General features: G+C 68.6%; 14 protein-coding genes. 6 read left to right on the top strand and 8 right to left on the bottom strand.

Going from position 1 to position 18715, the window contains the following annotated elements; all coding sequences use genetic code 11:
- Nucleotides 1–22: 22 nt before the first annotated feature.
- From ybiB to A9976_RS23495, 3 genes are all read right to left on the bottom strand, one after another.
- On the bottom strand, nucleotides 23–937 hold the full coding sequence (gene ybiB, locus A9976_RS23485; RefSeq protein WP_183020992.1) for a DNA-binding protein YbiB: 915 nt from the start codon (nucleotides 935–937) through the stop codon (nucleotides 23–25).
- A gap of 98 nt (nucleotides 938–1035) precedes the next feature.
- Nucleotides 1036–3888 carry a nitrate reductase gene (locus A9976_RS23490; RefSeq protein WP_183020993.1) on the bottom strand — a complete coding sequence of 951 codons (2853 nt, stop codon included), beginning with the start codon at nucleotides 3886–3888 and terminating at the stop codon, nucleotides 1036–1038.
- Between the two features lie 51 nt (nucleotides 3889–3939).
- Complete coding sequence (locus A9976_RS23495) at nucleotides 3940–5202, bottom strand: NAD(P)/FAD-dependent oxidoreductase (RefSeq protein WP_183020994.1); 1263 nt, start codon at nucleotides 5200–5202, stop codon at nucleotides 3940–3942.
- A 416-nt stretch (nucleotides 5203–5618) separates the two neighbouring features.
- Between A9976_RS23495 and A9976_RS23500 the strand changes: the two genes are divergently transcribed.
- The 3 genes from A9976_RS23500 to A9976_RS23510 all read left to right on the top strand — a co-directional run bounded on the left by A9976_RS23500 (nucleotide 5619) and on the right by A9976_RS23510 (nucleotide 8859).
- Nucleotides 5619–7334: a PAS domain-containing methyl-accepting chemotaxis protein gene (locus tag A9976_RS23500; RefSeq protein WP_183020995.1), complete on the top strand. Its 1716-nt coding sequence runs from the start codon at nucleotides 5619–5621 to the stop codon at nucleotides 7332–7334.
- A gap of 129 nt (nucleotides 7335–7463) precedes the next feature.
- Nucleotides 7464–8108: a DUF937 domain-containing protein gene (locus A9976_RS23505; protein ID WP_183020996.1), complete on the top strand. Its 645-nt coding sequence runs from the start codon at nucleotides 7464–7466 to the stop codon at nucleotides 8106–8108.
- A 310-nt stretch (nucleotides 8109–8418) separates the two neighbouring features.
- Nucleotides 8419–8859: a CBS domain-containing protein gene (locus A9976_RS23510; RefSeq protein WP_183020997.1), complete on the top strand. Its 441-nt coding sequence runs from the start codon at nucleotides 8419–8421 to the stop codon at nucleotides 8857–8859.
- Nucleotides 8860–8899: 40 nt separating this feature from the next.
- Here the strand turns inward: A9976_RS23510 and A9976_RS23515 are convergent, their stop codons facing one another.
- The 4 genes from A9976_RS23515 to A9976_RS23530 form a co-directional block, all read right to left on the bottom strand.
- Nucleotides 8900–9706: an ABC transporter ATP-binding protein gene (locus A9976_RS23515; RefSeq protein WP_013803472.1), complete on the bottom strand. Its 807-nt coding sequence runs from the start codon at nucleotides 9704–9706 to the stop codon at nucleotides 8900–8902.
- Complete coding sequence (ntrB, locus tag A9976_RS23520; RefSeq protein WP_183020998.1) at nucleotides 9703–10638, bottom strand: nitrate ABC transporter permease; 936 nt, start codon at nucleotides 10636–10638, stop codon at nucleotides 9703–9705. Before ntrB ends, A9976_RS23515 begins: the two co-directional genes overlap by 4 nt.
- A 40-nt stretch (nucleotides 10639–10678) precedes the next feature.
- Entirely contained in the window at nucleotides 10679–11959 is a 1281-nt protein-coding gene (locus tag A9976_RS23525) for a CmpA/NrtA family ABC transporter substrate-binding protein (protein ID WP_183020999.1), read from the bottom strand.
- Between the two features lie 337 nt (nucleotides 11960–12296).
- A complete protein-coding gene (locus A9976_RS23530) occupies nucleotides 12297–13562 on the bottom strand; it encodes a nitrate regulatory protein (RefSeq protein ID WP_183021000.1) in 1266 nt (421 codons plus the stop codon).
- A 333-nt stretch (nucleotides 13563–13895) separates the two neighbouring features.
- Here A9976_RS23530 and A9976_RS23535 point away from each other — a divergent pair, with 333 nt between their 5' ends.
- On the top strand, nucleotides 13896–15593 hold the full coding sequence (locus A9976_RS23535; protein ID WP_183021001.1) for a bifunctional diguanylate cyclase/phosphodiesterase: 1698 nt from the start codon (nucleotides 13896–13898) through the stop codon (nucleotides 15591–15593).
- Between the two features lie 90 nt (nucleotides 15594–15683).
- Nucleotides 15684–16724 (top strand): tRNA (adenosine(37)-N6)-threonylcarbamoyltransferase complex transferase subunit TsaD, encoded by a 1041-nt coding sequence (gene tsaD, locus A9976_RS23540; RefSeq protein WP_012204300.1) that lies wholly within the window; start codon nucleotides 15684–15686, stop codon nucleotides 16722–16724.
- Nucleotides 16725–16907: 183 nt separating this feature from the next.
- On the opposite strand, the gene A9976_RS23545 is transcribed toward tsaD, so the two are convergent.
- Nucleotides 16908–17288, bottom strand: coding sequence for an Hsp20/alpha crystallin family protein (locus tag A9976_RS23545; RefSeq protein ID WP_183021002.1), 381 nt, complete (start codon nucleotides 17286–17288; stop codon nucleotides 16908–16910).
- Nucleotides 17289–17386: 98 nt separating this feature from the next.
- Between A9976_RS23545 and A9976_RS23550 the strand changes: the two genes are divergently transcribed.
- The gene (locus A9976_RS23550; protein ID WP_183021003.1) at nucleotides 17387–18697 is read left to right on the top strand and encodes a branched-chain amino acid ABC transporter substrate-binding protein; all 1311 of its coding nucleotides are present in this window, start codon (nucleotides 17387–17389) and stop codon (nucleotides 18695–18697) included.
- Nucleotides 18698–18715 lie beyond the last annotated feature (18 nt).

Below are 18715 nucleotides of genomic sequence, written 5' to 3' on the forward strand. Positions count from 1 at the left end.
GGGCTCCGTTTTTCTGGGGTATTCAGCGAATCTGATCGGCAAGGCGGGTGATGTGTTCCACCTGGCGCGTGAGCGCGGGCGGCACGGGCAGCCGGCCCGCGAGCACGTCTTCGGTGTAGCGCGCCGTGGTGTCCACGTCGATCTCGGCGGGCAGGCCCGGCACGTCGGAGGCGGTGCCGCTTTGCTGCTCGGCCAGCAGCTGGTGGGCGCCTGCCACAAAGCCGTCGTAGCGCGGCAGCCGGCGCGGGTCGGCCGCGACCTCGCCTTCCAGCCCGCGCGAGAGCAGGACGTTCATGCCCAGCGTCCCGAAGGTGCCGTGCAGCATGGGCAGGTACTCGGGATGGGTGTAGGCCGTCACCAGCAGGCAGGGACCGTCGCAGGGCGCCAGCAGCTTGACCACGCTGTGGCCCGGGTTGCGCAGGCCGATGACCTCGCGCACGGACAGCAGGCGCGCCAGGGCCGGGTGCAGATGTTCGGTATGGATATGGGCCACCTGGCCGCCGGCCAGGGCCTGGGGGGATGGCAGCGGCGCAATGCCCAGGGCCTGCAGCACATCGCTGGCCAGGATGCGGCGCGCCTCGGTGCGCATGCCGTGCAGCAGCACGGGCAGGCCTTCGCGCGCCAGCAGCAGGGCCAGCAGGGGGGTGAGCACGGGCAGGCGGCGTGCGCCGTTGTAGCTGGGCAGCACGATCACGGGGCCGCTGTCGGCAGAGGCAGGAAAGCGGGCGACGCGCGCATGCACGGCGTCCAGGAAGCCGCTCATCTCCTCGACGGTCTCGCCCTTGATGCGCATGGCGATGCAAAAGGCCCCGATCTCCAGGTCGCTGACGCCGCCGTCCAGCACCTGGCCGAACAGGTCGGCCGCCTGCGGGCGCTCCAGCGCCTTGGCTCCGCGTGCGCCGCGGCCTATTTCCTTGATGTATTGGCTGATGCCCATGGCGTTGCAATCGTGGGTGGAATCCTGTGGGGGCATATTTTCCCGCAGGTTTCATTACTTTTCGCTATATATGCAAACCCGTTGTTCCATCGCCTCTTTCATGCGGCCTCCCGGCTCTTCGCCAGGGGTATGTGGCGCACCAGGCGCTTGAGCTCGGGCAGGCAGGAGCCGCAATTGGTGCCGCAGCGCAACTGGCCCTGCAGCGCGGCCAGGCGCGCGTCGTCGCTGCCCTCGCAGCGCGCAAGCGCGCCTGCGATGGCGGTCTCGTCCACATCGAAGCAGGTACAGACCTGGCGCGCACGCGGCTGGATGGCCAGCGGCGCCGAGCCCGAGGGCATGAGCAGCAGGCGGCCATAGTCCTGTGCCGGCATCTGGTCCTGCAGCAGGGTGGACAGCCAGCTGCCCGCGCGTGTGTCGCCCGCCAGCAGCAAGGCTTCGACCGTGGTGGACAGGCTGTGGCGGTCCAGCCGCAGCGCGCGGCTGTGCTGGCGGCGGCGGTCGCTGTAGCGCAGGGTGTCGGCGGCATCCAGGCCCAGCAGGGACTCGATCTGCGCGATGAGCGCGTCGCCGGGCGCCTCATGCGCGGCGGCGCGCAGCAGCACGCCGTGGCGGGCCCGGGCGGCGTCCTGCAGCGGGACGGCATTGCCGAAGGGCACGCAGCTGGCGAAGCCGAAGTGCGGCATGAGGGCGGACAACTGCTCGCGCACGGCCAGCACCCGGTCCTCGGGCAGCCAGGCCATGGCCAGCAGTGTCCAGGGCAGTTCGGCCTTTTGCAGCTTCACGGCCGTGTGCTTGAGTTCGGGCTGCTTGGAGCCGGGGCAGAAGGCCGGGGTGGTCAGGGCGTTGATGCCGCCCGTTGAGGTGCCGCCCATTCCCGTGCCCCCCAGGTATTCCCCGCCCCAGTGCATGGCCATGAAGAGTTGGGAGGGCGTCAGCGTGTCATCGGGCTGCACCGGCACCAGCAAGGCGCCGCGCCGGCTGCTCATCTGCACCAGGTCGCCCGCGCGCAGGCCGCGCTGGGCCATGTCCTGCGGGTGCATTTGCAGGCAGGGCTCGGCCGCATGGCCGAACAGGCGGCCCAGCTGGCCCGTGCGGCTCATGCCGTGCCACTGGTCGCGCAGCCGGCCCGTGGTCAGGCTGAAGGGGTAGTGCGCATCGGGCGGCTCGGCCAGCGGCTGCCAGGGCAGCAGGGCAAAGCGTGCGCGGCCATCGGGCGTGGGAAAGCGGCCATCTTCGTACAGCCGTGCGCGGCCTTGCGCCACGCCCTCGGGCAGCGGCCATTGCTGGGGGCCTTGCGCGTCCAGCAGATCCCAGGACAGTCCGGTGATGTCCAGGTCGCGCCCGCGCGTGCTCTCGCGGTGCTCGTTCCAGATGGCCTGGGCGCCTGCGGCGGCGTCCTCGGTGTCGTAGGGGAAGAGGCTGGGCCGGCCCGGGCGCAGCCGTGCCTCCATGCGCCGCGCGCAGTCCACGGCAATGCGCCAGTCATGGCGCGCGGCGCCGGGTGCGGCCACGGCGGGGCGCACGCGCGAGATGCGCCTTTCGCTGTTGGTCACCGTGCCGATCTTCTCGCCCCAGGTGGTGGCGGGCAGCAGCAGGTCGGCGTAGGCGCATGTGGCGGTGGTGGCAAAGGCCTCCTGCACGATGACGAATTCGGCCCGCTGCAGCGCGCGCCGCACCAGGGCCTGGTCGGGCATGCTTTGCGCAGGGTTGGTGCAGGCTATCCACAGCGCGCGGATCTCGCCCTCGGCGGCGGCCTCGAACATCTCCACGGCGGTCTTGCCGGGCCGTGATGGCACGGCGTCCACGCCCCACAGTGCGGCCACTTCGGCGCGGTGGGCCGGGTTGGCCAGGTCGCGGTGGGCCGACAGCAGATTGGCCAGCCCGCCCACCTCGCGCCCGCCCATGGCATTGGGCTGGCCCGTGAGCGAGAACGGCCCCGCGCCTGCGCGCCCGATCTGGCCCGTGGCCAGGTGCAGGCCGATCAGCGCGGCGTTCTTGGCCGTGCCGTTGCTGCTCTGGTTCAGGCCCTGGCAGTACAGGCTGAGCGTGGCGCCACGGGCGGCGTCGTCGCGTGCATCCCCGCCCAGCGCAAACCATTGCGCGGCCTGGAACAGATCGTGGCGGGGCAGGCCGCAGAGCTCGCCCACGCGCTCTGGCGTGGCCTCCCGCACCAGGGCCTGCAGGTCGGCAAAGCCGCTGGTGTGGCGTGCGATGTAGCCCTGGTCCAGCCAGCCTTCCAGCTCCATGATGTGCAGCATGCCGTGGAACAGCAGGGTGTCGCTGCCGGGGCGCAGCGGCAGGAAGAGGTCGGCCATGCCGGCCGTGTCGGTGCGACGCGGGTCGGCCACGATGATCTTCATACGCGGCCGCGCGGCACGCGCCTGCTCGATGCGCCGCGTGAGCACGGGATGCGCCCAGGCCGCGTTGCTGCCCGCGATGAAGAGGCAGTCCGCATGGTCCACGTCCTCGTAGCAGGCCGGTGGCGCATCGGCGCCCAGCGTGAGCTTGTAGCCGGCCACGGCGCTGCTCATGCACAGGCGCGAATTGGTGTCGATGTTGTTGGTGCCGATCAGGCCCTTGGCCAGCTTGTTGAAGACGTAGTAGTCCTCGGTCAGCAACTGGCCGCTCACATACAGGCCCACGGCGTCGGGGCCATGCTCCTGCACGATGGAGGCCAGCCTGCCGGCGGCCAGGTCCAGCGCGGTGTCCCAGCCCACATCCTGGGGCGCCGCGCCGCGCGTGGCACGCAGCGCGGGCTGCAGCAGCCGCGTCTGCCGTGCCAGGGCGGGCGAGGCCGTCAGGTGCAGGGTGCTGCCCTTGGTGCACAGGCGGCCGTGGTTGGCGGGGTGCGCCGGATCGCCGCGCACGCCCGTGATGCGCGCACCATCGCTTTCGATGAGGACGCCGCAGCCTACGCCGCAATAGGGGCAGGTGGATCGGGTTTCTTGCATGGTGGGCCTGGGGTGGATGAGGGAAGGGCAGGGCACGGGGGGCGGGCGCCGTCACGCGCCGCTGGCCTGGCTGGCCTGGCTGGCTTGGCCGGCTTGACTTTCGCCGAACATGAGGCGGTCGCGCAGTTCCTGCACTGCCACGCCATCGCGCAGCAGGCGGAAGTACCAGCCGCCGTCCTCGGTGTCGCCATACAGGCAGGCGCCCACCAGCCTGTCACCGCGCAGCACAAGCTTGCGGTACACGCCCGCGCCGGGGTCGCTGAGCACGATTTCCTCCGTGCCCTCGTCGCCGCGGAAGTCGCCCGCGCTGAACAGATGGATGCCCGTGACCTTGAGCTTGGCCGAGGTCTGCGAGCCCGGATAGCGGCCGATGCCGATCTCGGCCAGGTGGTTGGCCAGCACCTTGCCCTGCTCGAACAGCGGCGCCACCAGCCCGTAGGCCACGCCCCGGTGCACGGCGCACTCGCCCACGGCATAGATGCGCGGGTCGGTCACGGTCTGCAGCGTGTCGCTGACCACGATGCCGCGCTGCACGTGCAGGTGCATCTGCTCGGCCAGCGCGGTCTCGGGCCGGATGCCCACGGCCATGACGACCAGCGAGGCCGGTGCCTCGCGCCCGTCCTGCAGGTGCACGCAGGCCACGCGACCCTGGCCGTCGCCCGTCAGCGCCCGGGTCTGGGCCTGCATCAGAAAGCGCATGCCGCGCTCGGCCAGCGAGGCCTGCAGCAAGGCGCCGGCGGTCTCGTCCAGCTGGCGGTCCAGCAGGCGTTCGCCTGCATGCACCACGGTAACGTCCATGCCGCGCTTCATGAGTCCGTTGGCGGCCTCCAGGCCCAGCAGGCCGCCGCCGATGACCACGGCATGGCGGTGGCTGGCGGCCGCGGCGATCATGGCCTGGGTGTCGGCAATGTCGCGGTAGCCCAGCACGCCTTCCAGCTCGCGCCCGGGCACGGGCAGCATGAAGGGGCGCGAGCCCGTGGCCAGGATCAGCCGGTCGTACCCGGCGCTCACCGGCTGGCCGGCCGCGTCCACGGCATGCACCACGCGGCGCGCCCGGTCCACTGCGTGCACGCGGCAGCCGGAATGCAGGGTGATGCCGTGCTGCGCATACCAGGACCAGTCGTTGAGGATGATCTCGTCCAGCTGCTGCTCGCCCGCCAGCACGGGCGACAGCATGATGCGGTTGTAGTTGGGGTGGGGCTCGGCCCCGAATACCGTGATTTCGTAGAGGTCGGGCGCGATCTTGAGCAGCTCCTCCAGCGTGCGCACGCCGGCCATGCCGTTGCCCACCATCACCAGCCTGGATCTTTTCATCGTGCCCCCGTTGCGGTTCGGAAAACAAAAAAAGGCGTCCCCACGCTGCGCGGCCGATGGCTGCGCGCGGGGTGACGCCTTTGTCCGGGCCGTGGCGCGTCGTTGCGCCTGGCCCTGCGGCCATCCATGGCCACGCCTGGGGTTTAGCAAGCCGCGTGCCAGGGTCGGATGACCGGGTGCAGTCCCGGAGCTGAAGACCTGCGTTCCCGCACCGGGTCCAGGCTGGTGCGCTGCATGCCTCAAAGCGGTGCGCACGCTATCGATACGGTCATATCAGACGACTGAATCTAATGGAGGTTTTGTTTTTATTTGTTTCAAATGTGCCGGTTCGGGGTAGAAACTTTGAGCTCCGGCCAGCGGTTTGCCGGGCCGGATAGGGCACGCAGGACTTTTCATCTTCAAGGGGGGACACGCCTATGAGAGTGAATCTGCCGGTCAGCACGCGTGAATACGCATTTCCCAAGGGCCAGACCCTGGTGTCCACCACGGACCTGAAGGGCCGCATCCTCTACTGCAACCCGATGTTCATCGAGGTCAGCGGCTACGAGCGCGAAGACCTGCTGGGCCAGCCCCACAACATGATCCGCCACCCCGACATGCCCGAGGAAGCCTTCCGCGACATGTGGCAGACCATCTCGGCGGGCCTGCCCTGGTCCGCCCCCGTGAAGAACCGGCGCAAGAACGGCGACTTCTACTGGGTCATGGCCAATGTCACCCCGCTGATGGAGGGCGACCAGCCCTCGGGCTACATGTCGGTGCGCACCGAGGCCACGCGCGAGCAGACCGAAGCGGCCGAGCGCCTGTACGCCACCATGCGTGCCGAGAAGGACGCCGGGCGCCAGGTCCACGTGCTGCGTGCCGGCCACCTGTTGCGCAACAACCTGCGCGGCCGCCTGGCCAGCGCATTGAGCCTGGGCCTGGCCGGCAAGCTGGTGCTGATCTTCTTCATGGTGGTGGCGGCGGCCTTTGGCGCGGCGCTGGCGGGCGGGCATACGCTGGACGCGTGGTCCGCGCTGGCCTGGCTGGCGGTCTGCATCTTCACGGGCCTGGCCGGGGCCTGGGCCTACCGGCTGACCGTGGCGCCGCTGGCGCAGATGGTGCTGCTGGCCAACCGCCTGGCGGCCGGCGACCTGACGCAGACCATACGCATCACGCGCAAGGACGTGGTGGGCGATCTGCAGAAGGCGCTGAGCCAGCTCAACGTGAACCTGCTGTCCATCGTGCGCGATGCGCGCGAGGAAAGCGACAAGATGCAGATCTCCAGCCGGGAAATCGCGCAGGGCAACCAGGACCTGTCCGCGCGCACCGAAACCCAGGCGGGCAACCTGCAGCAGACGGCGGCCTCCATGGAGGAGATCACGGGCACCGTCAAACACACGGCCGACTCGGCCCGCCAGGCCACGGACCTGGCCGCCCAGGCCAGCGAGGTGGCCGAACGCAGCAGCGGCGCCGTCGATGGCGTGGCCGCCACCATGAAGCAGATCCAGGCCGCGTCGGGGCGCATCGGCGAGATCACGCAGCTCATCGATTCCATCGCCTTCCAGACCAATATCCTGGCGCTGAACGCTGCCGTGGAGGCCGCGCGCGCAGGCGACCAGGGCCGGGGCTTTGCGGTCGTGGCGGCCGAGGTGCGCAGCCTCTCGCAGCGTACGCTGGCGGCGGCCAAGGAGATCCGCGAGCTCATCGATGACTCCGCCGCCAAGGTGCTGGACGGCAACCAGAGGACCGAGGTGGCGCAGAAGACCATGGTCGAGTCGCTGGACCTCGTGCGGCGCGTGAGCCTGCTGATCGGCGAGATCCACAGCGCCTCCAGCGAGCAGCTCAGCGGCATCTCGCAGGTCAACGCGGCCGTGGCGCATCTGGACAGCATCACGCAGCAGAACGCGGCCCTGGTCGAGCAGAACGCAGCATCGGCCATGGCCTTGCAGGCCCAGGCGCAGACCGTGTCGGAAACCGTGCAGGTGTTCCGGCTGGACGCCACGGGTCGCTCGCCTGCCGCAGCGGCCGATGCCGTGGCCCTGCGCCGGTCCATGAAGGCGCAGGCACAGAGCCAGGCACGCAGCCAGGTGCAGGGCCCGCCACAGATGCGGCAGCCGCGCGCGCAGCCGCAGAGAGTGCTGACCACGATCTGAGCGCGGGGTGCCACGTGGATGCTGGAAAACATCGTTGACACTTGGACGCGGCGCCGTCATGCGCGCTGCGCAAGCTTGCGCATACCATGTGGTTTTGTGTTGACCGGGCGACCGGATGAAGGAACGACCATGAACTCCAGCTCTTCCCTGGCCGACGAACTGATGGCCCAACTGCAGGGCGCGCCCATGCAGCAGATGGCGGACCAGATCGGCGCCAGCCCCGCTCAGACCGAAAGCGCCGTGGGCGCGGCCCTGCCCGTGCTGCTGGCCTCGCTGGGACGCAATGCGGCCGAGCCGCAGGGCGCCGCCAATCTCTTCGGCGCGCTGCAGCGTGACCATGGCGCGGCCAGCGGTGGTGCTGGCGGTCTGGACCTCGGCGGCCTGCTGGGCTCGCTGCTGGGCGGCGGGGCCGCTGCAGGCGCGGGCGGCAATGCGGGCGGAGGCCTCGACGGCGCAGCCATCCTCGGCCATATCCTGGGCGGCAACCAGCAGCGCGCGCAGGACGGCCTGGGCCAGGCCACGGGCCTGGGCAGCGGCGGCGCCGCGCAACTGCTGCAGCTGCTGGCACCCATCGTCATGTCCTTCCTCGCGCAGCGCGTGAGCGCAGGCGGCATGGATGCCGGCGGCCTGGGCCAGGCCCTGGGCCGCGAGCATGCGCAGGCCCGGCAGCAGGGCGGTCTTCTGGGGAGCCTGCTGGACCAGGATGGCGATGGGCAGGTGGGCCTGGGCGATCTGCTGAAGATCGGCGGCAGCCTTTTTGGCGGCCGCCGCTGAAATGATGCAACACCCCCTGAGCCGCTTCGCGGCTTCCCGTTGCACGGCGCCCCCTCTCTCGCTTCGCGGGAGGGGAACGACGCCGTCGGCTAGGCGCCCCCGCCGCGAGGCGGCTCTTGCTCGGCGTCCCTGGCTTAGGTAGCGCCAGTCGTATGCGCTGCAGGCGGCTCTATTGCAGGACTAACGGATAGGTTGGGATCAGGGTAACGGGCAGGGCCGGTGCGTGTGCATACACGCGCTGGCCCTGTTGCTTTTTGGGCGCAGTTCGGATGACACTAGAACCGAATTGGCGAACGACTGAAAGGCTCCCATGACAGCAGTTGCAGACATTCTCAAGTCCAAGGCCAGCGGCGCGGTGTACAGCATCACGCCTACCGATTCCGTGCTCGACGCGCTGCGGCTCATGGCCGACAAAGGCATTGGCGCCCTGCTCGTGATGGAGGGCAGCGAGATCGCGGGCATCGTCACCGAGCGCGACTACGCGCGCAAGATCGCGCTGCTGGGGCGCACCTCGGGCGCCACGCTGGTGCGCGACGTGATGACGCGCGACGTGCTGTTCGTCGGCCCCACCCAGACCACGCAGGAATGCATGGCGGTGATGACCGAGAACCGGCTGCGCCACCTGCCCGTGGTGGACGAGGGCGGCAAGCTGCTGGGCCTGATCTCCATCGGAGACCTGGTCAAGGACATCATCTCCGAGCAGAAGTTCATCATCGAGCAGCTGGAGCACTACATCTCGGGCCGGCACTGAGCCGCAGGCCGGGCGGCCCCGGGCGCAACAGATGGCGGCTTCAGGCCGCCTTTTCCACATGCCCCTGGCGTGTGTAGAGGAAGTCGATCACCGCCTTGCGGCACTCGCGGTAGCGGTCGTCCTCGGCCAGCGCCACGCGGTTGCGCGGCCGGGCGATGCCGACTTCCAGCACCTCGCCGATGGTGGCTGCCGGGCCGTTGGTCATCATCACGATCTTGTCGGACAGCAGCACGGCCTCGTCCACATCGTGGGTGACCATGACCACGGTGCTTTGCGTGCGCGCCACGATCTCCAGCAGCTCGTCCTGCAGCTTGGCGCGCGTGAGCGCATCGAGCGCGCCGAAGGGCTCGTCCATCAGCAGCACCTGCGGCTCCATCGACAGCGCGCGCGCAATGCCCACGCGCTGCTTCATGCCGCCCGAGATTTCGCCGGGCCGCTTGTGCGCGGCATGGGCCAGGCCCACCAGCTCCAGCGCGGCCAGGGTGCGTGCCTTGAGCTGGGCGCGGCTTTCCGTGCGGCCATAGACGCGCTCCACGGCCAGGTGGATGTTGCCCTCGCAGGTCAGCCAGGGCAGCAGAGAGTGGTTCTGGAAGACCACGGCGCGCTCGGGCCCGGGGCCCTTGATCTCCTTGTTGGCGCACAGCAGCACGCCCGTGGTGGGCGTGGTCAGGCCTGCGATCAGGTTCAGCAGGGTGGACTTGCCGCAGCCCGAGTGGCCGATCAGCGAGACGAATTCGCCCCGCGCAATGGTCAGGTCGATATTGCGCAGCGCCGGAAACAGGCCCTTGGCTGTCTTGAAGCTCTGCTCCACGCCCTGGACCTCGATGAACTTGGACGATGCATTCATGCCTTCACCTCTTCGAACGTAAATGCCGTTGCCAGCTTGACCAGGGCCATCTCCAGCAGCAGGCCCACGATGCCGATCACGAAGATCGCGATGATGATGTTCTTGACGTTGAGGTTGTTCCACTCGTCCCAGACCCAGAAGCCGATGCCCACGCCGCCGGTGAGCATCTCGGCCGCGACGATGACCAGCCAGGCCGTGCCCACGGCCAGGCGCACGCCGGTCAGCATGTAGGGCAGCACGGCCGGGAACAGGATGGTGGTGGCGATCTTCCATTCGCTGAGGTTGAGCACGCGCGCCACGTTCATGTAGTCCTGGGGCACGCGTTGCACGCCCACGGCGGTGTTGATGAGCATGGGCCAGATCGAGCAGATGAAGATGGTCCAGATGGCCGCCGGGTTGGCGCCCTTGAAGACCAGCAGGCCGATGGGCAGCCAGGCCAGCGGCGACACCGGGCGCAGCAGGCTGATCAGCGGGTTGAACATGCGCGACAGGAAGTTGAAGCGCCCGATCACGAAGCCGGCCGGAATGCCGACCAGCGCCGCCAGGCCGAAGCCCACGGCCACGCGCTGCAGCGAAGCGAGCACATTCCAGCCCACGCCCTGGTCATTAGGGCCGTTGCGGTAGAACGGGTCGCTGAAAATCTCGACCGCCTGGTGCCAGGTCGCCAAGGGCCCTGGAATGCTCTGGGCCGAGCCGGCCGCCACCAGGGACCACACGCCCACCAGCAGGCCCAGGCCGCACAGCGGCGGCAGCACGGCCAGCCAGAAGGCGCGAGACAGGGCAGCCCAGTCGCGCGGGGCGGCGGGTGCCCGGGCCTGGGGGGCCGGCGCGGCTGGAGCGGCGGGCCCTGAGACCTGCGCGGAGATCTGTGTGGAGGCGGCTGCCGGCGCGGCAGCGGATTCGGCCGGGAAGTGGAAGACGGCGCTGACCATGGTGTGTTCCTCTGTGGGGTGGGGCTTCAAAGGGGATCTCTCAGGCCTTGATGGCAAAGCTGTCTGCGTACTTGCGCGGATCCTTGCCGTCCCAGACCGTGCCATCCATGAGCTTGCTGCTGCGCATCTCCGCCTTGGGCAGCGGGGCCTTGGCGGCGGTGGCGGCCTGCTGGTAGATGTCCAGGCGGTTGATGGAGCGGGCCACGCCCAGGTAGTCGGGGTGGTCCTTGAGCAGGCCCCAGCGCTTGTGCTGGGTGAGGAACCACATGCCGTCGGACAGGTAGGGGTAGCCCACGCTGCCGTCGCCGTAGAACTTCATGTGGTTGGGGTCGTCCCAGGTCTTGCCCATGCCGTCCTGGTAGCGGCCCAGGATGCGCTGGTTGATGGCATCCACCCCCGTGTTCACGTAGGCCTTGCCGGCGATGGTTTCTGCCATGCGGGTCTTGTTGGCCAGGCTCTCGTCGATCCAGCGGCCGGCCTCGATGATGGCCGCCGTCACGGCGCGTGCCGTGTTGGGATTCTGGCGCGCGAACTCGGCCGTGGTGCCCAGCACCTTTTCGGGGTGGTCCTGCCAGATGGACTGGGTGGTGGCGGCCGTGACGCCGATGCCGTCCATGATGGCGCGGTGGTTCCAGGGCTCGCCCACGCAAAAGCCGTCCATGTTGCCCACGCGCATATTGGCCACCATCTGAGGCGGCGGCACGGTGATGACCTTGGCATCCTTGAGCGGGTGGATGCCGTTGGCCGCCAGCCAGTAGTACAGCCACATGGCGTGCGTGCCCGTGGGGAAGGTCTGGGCAAAGGTGTATTCGCGCTTTTCGCTGGCCATCAGCTTGGCCAGGCCCGCGCCATTGACGGCACCCTTGTCGGCCAGTTTCTTCGACAGCGATATGGCCTGGCCGTTGTGGTTGAGCGTCATCAGCACGGCCATGTCCTTCCTGGCGCCGCCCACGCCCAGGTGCACGCCGTAGACCAGGCCGTACAGCACGTGGGCAAAGTCCAGTTCGCCATTGACCAGCTTGTCGCGCACGCTGGCCCAGCTGGCTTCCTTGGAGGGAATGATCTTGACGCCGTACTTCTGATCGATCCCCAGCACCGAAGCCATGACCACGCTGGCGCAGTCGGTCAGCGGGATGAAGCCGATGCGCACCTCTTTTTTCTCGGGCGCATCGGAGCCGGCCGCCCAGGCGCCATGGTGGCCCAGCTGGGTGTAGAGCGCCGCACCGCCTGCCAGCGTGCCGGCCTGGCGCAGAAAGTCGCGCCGGGGCAGGGCCGGGCCGGAGGTGAGAGGGCCTGTGGTGGGCTTGGGGCGTGACGCCATGGCGGAACTCCTTCGATCATCGGGAATGGAACACTTGCAAACCGGCATGTCCCAAGCAAAACGGCGTCCTCTCCAGCCGCGCTGCGCGGGGAGAGTGACGCCGTTGTCCTGGGGCCTTGAATCAAGACCGGGTCCCGGCCGCCTTTGGCCGGGATTTGCCAGAGTCAATGCAGAAAGCGTGCCAGGCCGTGTTCACAGGGGTCCATGCCATCCGTCGGCCTTGCCGGCCTCGGCGAGCCACCTTCTGGTGCGCTCCATGGCGCTCCGTGGCGCTCCAGGTCGCGGCACTGCACCAAGTCGGTGCTGTGCTGCAGCATGGCTCGCACCGCCCCGGCGTTCAAGGCGCAGGCGGCAGGAGATCGGCCATGGAGAGCACGGCCTGCGCCACATCGGCCAGGCGGCGGTTCTGGTTCATGGCGGTCTGGCGCAGCAGCTTGTGGGCCTCGCCTTCGCTGAGCTGGCGCCGCGCCATCAGCAGGCCCTTGGCGCGCTCCAGCAGCTTGCGCTCCGTGAGCGTGGCGCGCACGGTCTCCAGCTCGGCCTGCATGGCCTGCAGGCGCTGCGACTGGTCCTGTACCAGGTCCATCACGGAACGGTCCAACTGCGGCCCCAGCCGTGCGGCCGGGGGCTGCAGCTCGCCCAGCGTCAGCGTGGCGGAGACCGGCATGGTCGCCAATGCCTGCGGCGCCTGCAGCAGCGTCTGCAGGGCGGCGCGGGCATCGGCAATACGGTGCTCGCATTGCTGCTGCAGCTCGGCCGTCAGGCGGGCCTCGACGGCCTGCAGCGCGTCCATGCGCTGCGAGCAACTGTCGAACCAGGGCTCGGCCATCTCCACGGACAAAGGCGCGCCCGCCGTGGCCGTGCAGCCCAGGCGGCGCAGCCGCTCGATCACGGCCAGCGTGGCGTCGGCCGCGCTGCGTTCTTGCCACAGGGCCAGGGAATGGGGTGGCGCGAACTCCGCAAAGACCTGAAAGCAGCGCTCCTGCGAGGCGATCAGGTGCAGCCAATGCTGCTGGCGCGACGCATCGCTCAGGCCTGCGCCGAACGCAGCCACGCCCGTGGCGCGCTCCTGGCCCGCGAACTCCTTGCCCTGCATGAAATTGAACAAGGCCACCAGCAGGCGCGAGATACCGGGCTCGGGTGCGCTGTCCGCCGCCTCGAAGACCACGGCCAGCAGGCCGGCCACCAGGTCGATATAGAGGGCCGTTGCCGCCTCCGGCGAAAGCGTGCGGCTGGCGACGCGCTCGCGCAGCGCGGGCAGCGCGTCCAGGCATTGCAGCACATGGGCGATGCGGCTGAACAGACGCGCGCCATGGCCGGGGTGGCCGGTGAGCCCCGCGCCACCGGGCCGCATGTCCAGCAGCTCGAAGCCGTCGCGTGCCGCAGCGGCCATGCGGTCGCACTCGGCCATCTGGGCCAGCCTGACCGGGCCGCCGCGCGTGCCTGAGCTGGCCAGAAAGACGTTGGACAGGCCGCGCTCCTTTTGCAGCGCATGGATGAGGCGGCTGAGCAGATCCACCAGTGCGCTGGTGCGCTGCAACTGCTCCAGTTCGCCGATTTCGCACTGCCGCGCGGCCACAAGAAAGTTGAGAGCGGTTTTCATGGGGGCTTGGATCCTGTCTGCCTGCCTTGATGCGTTTTGCCTGGATGCAATGGACCTGGATGCAATTCCCATGCCGAGGCGTCACGCGGCGCTTGCATGGGTGCGGGATAGATGGTTTGATAGAATTTTTTTAATGATTTGAAATTTTCGATACACAAATAGACGTGTAAGCGTGTCGAATGCTTGCAAGGTGAATGGTGCGGTTTTTTTCAGGCAAAGTCCCGTTCATCCGGCGCACATGGCAAGGCAGACCACGGCATTGGGCTGCGCAATGCGGCAGCGAGGCTGAATCGGCATGAGCTTGAAATATCACGAGAAGATCGGTTTTTCCCCATGCATTGGCTGTTCATGACCGAGGGAGGGTCCCTGTGGGTACCTGCGCGCTGGCGCGGCCCGACATTTGCGCGCTGGCTGGCTTTGCTGCTGCCTTGTATCGCTCAGGGTCAGGTCCTTGCGGCTGCCGAGGATGCCGTCGCGTCGGCGCAATTTGCCGATGGGGGCGTCTGGTTCGCGGGATGGGATGCCCTCGGCCCGTGGGGCGCCGGTGCGTTCGTGGCGTTCCTGCTGGTGTGCTCGGTGCTCTACATCCGCATGCGCTGCAAGGCGCAGCGCCTGACGCAGTCGCTCAAGCAGAGCAATGAGAAATTGCTGCGCGCCAATGTGAAGCTCAAGCGCATCGCCTTCAGGGACCCGTTGACCGGTACGGCCAACCGGGCGCTGTTCGAATACCGGCTGGGCCGCACGATTGCGCGCGCCGACAGCTCGGTGGTGCAGCCGGGGCCCTGCGGGCCGGTGCGCGTGGGCCTGCTGTACATCGACCTGGACGGATTCAAACCCATCAACGACGTGGAGGGCCATGCCGCCGGTGATGCGCTGCTGTGCCAGGTGGCCGTGCGTCTGGGCCATATGACGCGCAAATCGGACACGCTGGCGCGCATGGGTGGCGACGAGTTCGTGCTGCTCCTGGGCTGCCTGGCTTCGGTGGACGACGCCGTGGCCATGGCGGGCCGGGTGCAGAAGGCGTTGAGCCTGCCGTTTGACCTGCCAGGAAAGTCGGTCTCCATCAGCAGCTCCATCGGCGTGGCCGTCTATCCCGACCATGGCCAGAAGGAAAAACTCATGGCGGCGGCCGATGCCGCCATGTACACAGCCAAGCGTGCCGGCGGAAACACCTACGCCATCTTCAAGGAAAGCATGCGCCAGGGCGTGGCCGCGCAGTTCGACCTGCAGCAGGCCCTGCGTCGCGCCGTGGCCAGCCAGCAGCTGGTGCTCTTCTATCAGCCCAAAGTCGATACCCGCACGGGCCGCATCCGCAGCGTGGAGGCGCTGGCGCGCTGGAACCATCCGCAGTTCGGCCTGATCAGTCCCCGCGTGTTCATCCCGCTGGCCGAGCGCTTCGGTCTGATCAGCGAAATCGGCGACTGGGTCATCGACGAGGCCTGTCGCCAGACCGCGCAGTGGGCGAGCGAGCGGCGCTTCATGCGGGTGTCCATCAATATTTCTGGCTACCAGCTCTTTCAGACGCGGCTGGCGCAGTTCATTGCCGAGGCGATCGCAAGGCACCGCATCCGGCCCGAGCAACTGGTCTTCGAGATCACCGAGTCCGTGGCCATGGAGGACGACAAGACCACCATGGCCGTGATTGCCGAACTCACGGGCATGGGCGTGCAGATCTCCATCGACGACTTCGGCACCGGCTACTCCAGCCTGGCCCTGCTGCGCCAGCTGTGCGCCGACGAGGTGAAGATCGACCGCAGCTTCGTGCGCGACGTGGCCCTCAAGAGCGATGCGCGGGCCGTGGTCGATGCCATCGTGCGCCTGGCCCATGCGCTGGAGCTGCGCGTGGTGGCCGAAGGCGTGACCAACCAGCAGCAGCGCGAAGTGCTGCAGGCCCTGGGCTGCGACGAGCTGCAGGGCTTTTACTTCGCCCGCCCCATGGATGCCCAGGCACTGATCGCCAGCGAGATCTGGACCTCCGACGGCTTCGAGCCCGTGCAGTTCTCGCGCTCTTCCTACATAGACAACCTGTAGCGGGCCGCCGGCCGTGCAACTGCCCGCCTGCCAGGGGCCATTGATGCCTGTGGCCGTGCTCCGCGCCCGCAGGTTCTACACTTCAGCCCCATGAGTTTGCTGATTCTGGGGATCGAATCCTCCTGCGATGAAACCGGCGTGGCCCTGGTCGAGGCCCCCGATGGGACGGGCGTGCCCACCCTGCTGTCCCATGCGCTGCACAGCCAGATCGACATGCACCGCGCCTATGGCGGCGTGGTGCCCGAGCTGGCCAGCCGCGACCACATCCGCCGCGTGCTGCCGCTGACCGAAAACGTGCTGGGCGAGTCCGGCCGCTCGCTGGACCAGGTCGATGTGATCGCCTTCACGCGCGGCCCCGGCCTGGCCGGCGCCCTGCTGGTGGGGGCGGGCGTGGCCTGCGCCATGGCTGCGGCATTGAACAAGCCCGTGCTGGGCGTGCACCACCTGGAAGGCCATTTGCTGTCGCCCTTCCTGAGCGCCGATCCCCCGGAATTCCCCTTCGTGGCCCTGCTGGTCTCGGGCGGCCATACGCAGCTGATGCGCGTGGACGGCGTGGGCAGCTACGCCATCCTGGGCGAGACCATCGATGACGCGGCCGGCGAGGCCTTCGACAAATCGGCCAAGCTCATGGGGCTGCCCTATCCCGGCGGCCCCGTGCTCTCGCGCCTGGCCGAAGGCGGCGATGCCCAGGCCTTCAAGCTGCCCCGGCCGCTGCTGCATTCGGGCGACCTGGACTTCTCCTTCGCCGGCCTGAAGACGGCCGTGCTGACCCAGGCGAAGAAGCTGGGCGATGACCTGGAGGCGCGCAAGGCCGACCTGGCCGCCAGCACGCAGGCGGCCATCGTCGAGGTATTGGTCAAGAAGACCCTGGCCGCGCTGCAGCAGACCGGCATGAAGCGCGTGGTCGTGGCCGGCGGCGTGGGTGCCAACCGGCTGCTGCGCTCGCAACTGGATGCGGCCTGCGCCAAGCGCAAGCTGCGCGTGCACTACCCCGAGCTGCACCTGTGCACCGACAACGGCGCCATGATCGCCATGGCCGCCGCCATGCGCCTTCAGGCGGGCCGGGAAGTGGCCAACAGGCACTACGCCTTCGACGTCAAGCCGCGCTGGCCGCTCGATTCGCTGGCCTGATTCCTAGTCCGCCTCTGCCTTCCCCATCGCCGCGCTGTGCGGCGGGCCACCTGCGATGCGCAGCCTGTGCAGCACAAAAAAAGCCCGGCATGTGCCGGGCTCTGAAAACGGGCTGTCACCTTGCTAAGAGGAGGGAAGAAAGGATTGGTTGACAGCCCGGGTGCACAAACTCGCTGACCGGATTTACTGGATGCTCAGCGTGGTGGCCTTGCTCTGCGGTTCCAGGCGGGCCAGGGACAGCGTGAGCACGCCGTTTTCCAGCCTTGCGCTGCTGGCGGCAGTGTCGATCTCATGGTCCAGCTCCCAGGCGCGCTGCACCTGGCGGGGCGCACCCTCGACGCTGGACAGACGGACCACGGCGCCTTCGATGCTCAACTGCAACTGCTCGCGGGACAGGCCGGGCACATCCAGCTGCAGCGTCGTGGCCTTTTCATCGCGCTGCACCTGCACCGACGAGGGAGAGTGGGCGGCGTTGCCCAGGGTGCCTTGCAGGAAGCGCTGCAGGGCCAGATCGGCGGCTTGGGGGTTGAAGGCGTTGCGGCGGAGAACAGGCGAGAAGATCATGGTGAAGTGGCTCCTATAAACTGCGCGGCTTCATCGAAGTTGTCGCCGCATGGAGCGTAGTTGAGCGGCGTTGAACGCATTTCAAGAGGGAAAAAGCCATGAATAAATTGCGCCGCAAGGTCTTGAAAAGCGGTGCCATGGCGCTATTTGCTGCGCCGGCGCTGGCGGCCCTGGCCGCAAACGAACGCGGACAGCCCGTGCCTCCGCCGCGTGGCGAGCCCATACGGCTGGCGCTGATCGAAAGCCTGTCCGGCCCCTTTGCCAACACGGGCGAGGCCGTGTTCCGCAACCTGCTATGGGCCACCGAGCGCGTGAATGCGCGCGGCGGCGTGCCACTGCCGGCCGCGCAGGGCGGCGCCCGGCCCCTGGCCATCGAACGCCATGACAGCAAGGGCCAGAACGAGGAGGCGCTGTCCGCGCTGCGCGCAGCCATCGACGGCGGTGCGCGCGTGGTCATGCAGGGCAATTCATCGGCCGTGGCCGCCGTGCTGGTCGATGCCATTGCCAAGCACAACGAGCGCGATCCGGCCCGGCGCGTGCTGTACCTGAACTACTCGGCCGTCGATCCTGCGCTCACCAACGAGCGCTGCAGCTTCTGGCACTTTCGCTTCGACGCCCATGCCGACATGCGCATGGCCGCGCTGATGCAGGTGCTGCGCGAGGACGCGGCCGTGCGCAGCGCCTACCTGATCGGGCAGGACTACAGCTTTGGCCAGGCCGTGCTGCGCGAGGCACGGCGCCAGCTGGCCGCGCAGCGGCCCGATGTGGCCATCGTGGGCGACGAGCTGCACCCCGTGGGCCGCGTCAAGGACTTTGCGCCCTATGCCGCCAAGATCAAGGCCAGCGGCGCCCAGGCCGTGATCACGGGCAACTGGGGCAATGATCTGATGCTGCTGGTCAAGGCCGCGCGGGAGGCGGGTTTTGACGGCCGCTTCTACACCTTCTACGGCAATGCGCTGGGTGCGCCCGCCGCCCTGGGCGAGGCCGGCGTGGGCAAGGTGCTGGCCGTGGCCGACTGGCTGCCCAACGTGCCCGGCGCCGAAAGCCAGGCCTTCTACAAGGCATTCCGCGAGCGCTTTCCCAGGCCTGCCGATGACTATGTGCACATGCGCATGCAACTGATGATCGAGGCCCTGGCCCAATCCATGGCGCGTGCGGGCAGCACCGACACGGTGGCCGTTGCGCAGGCGCTGGAAAGCGCCGAGGTGGCGCTGGCCGGGCGCAAGGGCCGCATGCGCGCGGCCGACCACCAGTTCCAGCAGGCGCTGGTGGTCGGCGTCATGGACAGGCAGGGCGCGCCCGGCGTGCCCTTCGATGTGGAAGGCTCGGGCTACGGCTTCCGCGTGGTGCGGGAGATCGAGGCGGCGCGTGCCGAGCAGCCATCGACGTGCCGCATGCGGCGGCCCTGATGGCCCTGGCAGCTCGGA

It is taken from the genome of Delftia sp. UME58, from assembly GCF_014170385.1.
Classification (GTDB): Bacteria; Pseudomonadota; Gammaproteobacteria; order Burkholderiales; family Burkholderiaceae_C; genus Comamonas; species Comamonas acidovorans.